The sequence below is a fragment of the Natrinema soli genome (genome assembly GCF_028618695.1).
Genome location: NZ_JAQIVI010000426.1, coordinates 1 through 4614, shown reverse-complemented (window position 1 = coordinate 4614; position 4614 = coordinate 1). Strand labels below are relative to the sequence as shown.

Sequence of the window (4614 nt, the reverse complement as noted above, 5' to 3'; positions counted from 1 at the left end):
GTGCAGTTCGCGGAGTCGCGACTCGAGCGGAGCGGTCCTCTCACCGTCGTCGGGCGGCGGGCCGTCGTCGGTCACGCTCGAGCGGACGGTCTCCAGTACCCTGAGAGTTCGGCGTCACCGCCCGCGCGCCGACGGTCCCCTCGTTCGACTGCTGCCGCCGTTTCGCACCTGATAGACTGCGATATCCGCCTCGCATCTGCTCGACGTCCGGTTCGCGTCCGCTCGAGCGCGTGGCGGTTTCCACCCGTTCGACTTCCGCTCCCTTCGAAACGGTGGGAAACGTTGATACGAGTTGTGACCGATGTGGACGTATGACACGTGACTGTTCGTTCCTCGAGGCGCTCGACCTCGCGGACGATCAGATCTCTTTCGCGGACGGGCGACGAGAATCGCACGCGACGGACTTCGGCACGGAGCAAAACGACGGGAGCGGCGTTCTCCCGGACGCCGTCGTCTGGCCCGAGTGCACGGACGACGTCTCGGCCGTGCTCGCCGCTGCGACGGACCGCGGCGTCCCCGTGACCCCCTACGCTGCTGGGACGGGACTCGAGGGGAACGCCGTCCCGACTCACGGCGGCATCAGTCTCGATCTCACGCGGATGGACGACGTCGTCGACTACCGTCCCGACGACGTCCAGATCGACGTCGGACCGGGGATCATCGGCTCCGACGTCGACGAGTACGTCGCCGGTGACGGCCTGTTCTTCCCGCCGTTGCCCTCCTCCGGCGACATCTCGACGATCGGCGGAATGATAGCAACCGACGCCAGCGGCATGCAGACCGTCCGGTACGGCGAGGTCGCCGACTGGGTGCTCAGTCTCGAGGCCGTCCTCGCCGACGGGACGGTCGTCCAGACGGGGTCGCGGGCCGTCAAGACCTCGAGCGGCTACAACCTGACCGATCTCATCGTCGGCAGCGAGGGGACGCTGGCCGTCGTCACCGAGGCCACGCTGGAACTCGCTGGCCGCCCCGAGCAGATCCGCGGCGGCCGAGCATTCTTCGAAACGCTCGACGACGCGGCCGAAGCGGTCTTCGACGCGGTCCGGACGGACGTCGGCGTCGCCCGAATCGAACTCGTCGACGGAGTGAGCGCGACGATGGCCAACGAGTATCTCGGCAGCGATCTCCCGGACGCGCCGATGGTCTTCCTCGAGTTTCACGCCAACCACGGCATCGAGGAAGAGATCGACCTCTGCCGGGCGATCTTCGAAGACCACGGCGTCGCCCGCTTCGAGATGAGCGACGACGATGACGAGATGGACGCCCTCTGGCGGGCGCGTGGGGAACTGGCCTACGCCGTCGCGACCTACGATCCCGCCCTCGAGCCGCTCCACCCCGGCGACGTGACGGTGCCGATCAGTTCCTATCCGACGGTCGTCCGCGAGACGAAGCGGCTGGCCGACGAGTACGACCTCCTGGTTCCCTGTTTCGGCCACGCGGGCGACGGCAACCTCCACTACAGCGTCCTCGTCGACCCCGACGATTCCGCCCAGCTCGAGCGCGGCGAGCGCCTCTATCGCGAAATCGTCGAACTGGCGATCGAACTGGGCGGCACCGCGACGGGAGAGCACGGTATCGGCCAGGGAAAACGGGAATACCTCGAGCCCGAACACGGGGCCGGCGCGGTCGAGGCCATGCGGACGATCAAGCGGGCACTCGATCCGAACGACACGCTCAACCCGGGGAAGATATTCCCCGAAACGGCTGACGGCAAGCGGCTCCGCGATTCGGAGCAATAAACCACACTACGAACCCACCGACACAGCGTGTTGTGAGCCACTCAGCACTACACGTTGGCAACCCCGATCGTCACTGCGGATTGTGATCCGGGTATAACACAGTATTTATTGAGACTCAACTAATCCGAGTAGATACTCGCGTTCGGTCGGCGAAGCGATGGTCCCTGATTCGGACGGAACTCGATACCTATGACACGCAGGATTCACGTCGACATCCGGTCCAGTTGCAGTCTCCTCGGCACGGTGCTGAAGTATCTCTCCCTCACGTTTCTGTTTCCCACGGTCGTCGCGCTCTACTATCGAGAGAGCCCGCTGCCGTTCCTCGTCGCACTCGTCGTCGCCGTCGCCGTTGGAACGGGACTCGAGCGCCTCGAGCCCGACCCGGACCTCGAGCACCGCGAAGCGTTCCTGCTCGTCGCGCTGACGTGGCTCGTTCTCCCGATCGTGGGGACGATACCGTACCTCGTCGCCGGCACAGGGACGATTGCACACCCTGTCAACGCGCTGTTCGAGAGCATGAGCGGCTTCACGACCACGGGTGCGACGGTTATGGGCAGTATCTCCGTCGAGACGCACTCGCGGTCGATCATGATGTGGCGACAACTCACCCAGTGGCTCGGCGGGATGGGGATCATCGTGCTCATGGTCGCGATCCTCTCGGAGCTCTCCGTCGGTGGGACGCAGCTCATCCGGGAGGAAGCACCGGGGATTCAGGTCGAGAAACTGACGCCGCGGATCAGGCAGACGGCGCGGGCGCTCTGGCTGATCTACGCCTGGTTCACGCTCGCCGCCGTGGTCGTCTACTACGGGCTCCACCTCGCGGGGTTGGCCCCCAGTATGACGTTTTACAACGCCGTCGCTCACGCGCTCACGTCGCTGCCGACCGGCGGGTTCTCGCCGGAGGGGCGCAGCGTCGAGGCGTTCGAACCGATCGTCCAGTGGGCGGTCATGGTCTTCATGGTCGTCGCCGGGGCGAACTTCGCGCTCTACTGGTACGCCTGGCGCGGCCACCCCGAACGCCTGACCGGGAACGCCGAGTTTCGATCGTATATTCTGTCGATGGGCGTCGTCGGCGGCCTCCTCTCGGTGCTGCTGTTCCTCGGGATGGGGCTCGCCACGGTTCCCGAGGGCGTCGCGACGATTCCCGGCAGTCTCGAGCGCTCGCTGCGCCACGGGCTCTTCCAGACGCTCGCGATCGTGACGACGACGGGCTACGCCAGCATGGACTTCAACACGTGGAGCGAGTCGACGCAGGTGATCCTCCTGTTCGCGATGTTCCTCGGCGGGTCAGCGGGCTCTGCAGCCGGATCGATCAAGATCATCCGCTGGTACGTCGTCGGGAAGTCCATTCAGCGAGAACTGTTCACGACCGTCCACCCGCAGGCGATCCGGCCGGTTCGGATGGGTGACACGGGTGACGTTATCGACGAGGAAGCGATCCACGGCATCTTCGTCTTCGTTCTCCTCTTTCTGACGCTGTTCGTCGTCTCGACCGTCCTGCTCTTTCTCGATGCGCACCGAACATCAGACCTCTCGCTGTCGGGACTCGAGGCCACGAGCGCGACGATCGCGACGCTCGGGAACATCGGTCCGGGTGTCGGCGTCGTCGGGCCGATGAACAGCTACGAGTCCTTCTCGAACGCCGCGAAGCTGTACATGACCTTCCTCATGTGGATCGGCCGGCTCGAGATCCTCTCCGTGCTGGTGATTCTGACGCCGGCGTACTGGCGCTCGTAGCGGCAGCTGAGACTCGTGCGGATCCGTCACTGTTTTGCGGCACAACCGCGGGACGGTCGCAGTTGCGTCGAAGACGACTTCTAGGAGTCCGTCTCAGTCTTGGACCAGCACGTCCAGCACGTCCGGTCCCTCGCGGGTCAGCGCGTCCTCGAGCGCACCCTCGATACCGTCCGGCGTCTCGACGCGTTCGGCGCGTGCGCCGTGGCTCTCGGCGTTTTTCACGAGGTCGACCGCCGGCTCGAAGTCCATCCCGACGAACTCGTAGTCGTCCTCTTCGCCGCCCATGAGGTGGAGCGTATTGTCCTTCAGGATCCGGTAGTTGCGGTTGTCCGAGATGACGACCGTCAGGTCCAGATCGTACCGGGCGGCGCTGTAGATCGAGTGAGGGTAGTACTGGTAGGAGCCGTCGCCGATGAAGCCGACCACGTCCCGCGGGTCGTCTCGCTGTTCCTCGGCGACGGCGGCACCGACCGCTGCGGGAAGTCCGTAGCCGAGCCCACCCCCCTTGTTCGAGATGTACTGTTCGGGCGCGAAATCCCAGCGCGTCAGCATGGCGTACTTCGAGGTGACGCCCTCGTCGACGATGGCGGCGTCGCCCGCAACGCGCTCCATGGCGTCGACCAGTTCGGCCTTCGACGACCGCGGATCGTCCCCTTCGGCCTCGCCGTAGCCGGCCATCTGGGACTCGACCATCTCTTTGACGTCGGCGACCGTCTCGAGGCGGTCGCCGACGACGTCGTCGGAGAGTTTGCCCTGGACCCGTTCGGTCAATTCCTGCATGACCAGCCCCGGATCGCCGATCACGGCGGCGTCGGCGGGCTGATTCTTGCCGACCTGCCAGGCGTCGTCGCTCAGGTGGATGCAGGTCGTGTCGGGATCGACCAGCGCCTCCTCGTGGCGGGTCAGCGTCGTGTTCGTCGAACAGCCGGCGAAGAGTATCGTATCGGTGTCCATCAGCATCGACGCGAGGCGCTCGCTGGTCGGCAGGTAGGAGACCCACTGCTCGTGGTCGGTGGGAAAGTCCACCTCGCAGGAGAGGATCTCTCCGTGGACGCGAGCACCCGTCGCCTCCGCGAGTTCGACCGCCGCGGCGACGGCGTCGGCACCGGAGCGGGCGACGTGGTCCCCGACGACCATC

3 protein-coding genes are annotated in these 4614 nt (G+C 65.6%); 2 read left to right on the top strand and 1 reads right to left on the bottom strand.

Translation table 11 applies throughout. The features are described from left to right. Positions 1–311 precede the first annotated feature (311 nt). Positions 312–1739: an FAD-binding oxidoreductase gene (locus tag PGX04_RS23105; RefSeq protein ID WP_273740660.1), complete on the top strand. Its 1428-nt coding sequence runs from the start codon at positions 312–314 to the stop codon at positions 1737–1739. Between the two features lie 189 nt (positions 1740–1928). Beyond that, complete coding sequence (locus PGX04_RS23100; RefSeq protein ID WP_273740659.1) at positions 1929–3476, top strand: TrkH family potassium uptake protein; 1548 nt, start codon at positions 1929–1931, stop codon at positions 3474–3476. A 93-nt stretch (positions 3477–3569) separates the two neighbouring features. Here PGX04_RS23100 and PGX04_RS23095 read toward each other — a convergent pair. Next, positions 3570–4614, bottom strand: a 1045-nt coding sequence (locus PGX04_RS23095; RefSeq protein ID WP_273740658.1) for a thiamine pyrophosphate-dependent enzyme, incomplete at its 5' end; no start/stop codon positions are given.

Coding starts and splice junctions, on each gene's coding strand:
- PGX04_RS23105 (WP_273740660.1), top strand. CDS start 312: ATGACACGTGACTGTTCGTTCCTCGAGGCGCTCGACCTCGCGGACGAT.
- PGX04_RS23100 (WP_273740659.1), top strand. CDS start 1,929: ATGACACGCAGGATTCACGTCGACATCCGGTCCAGTTGCAGTCTCCTC.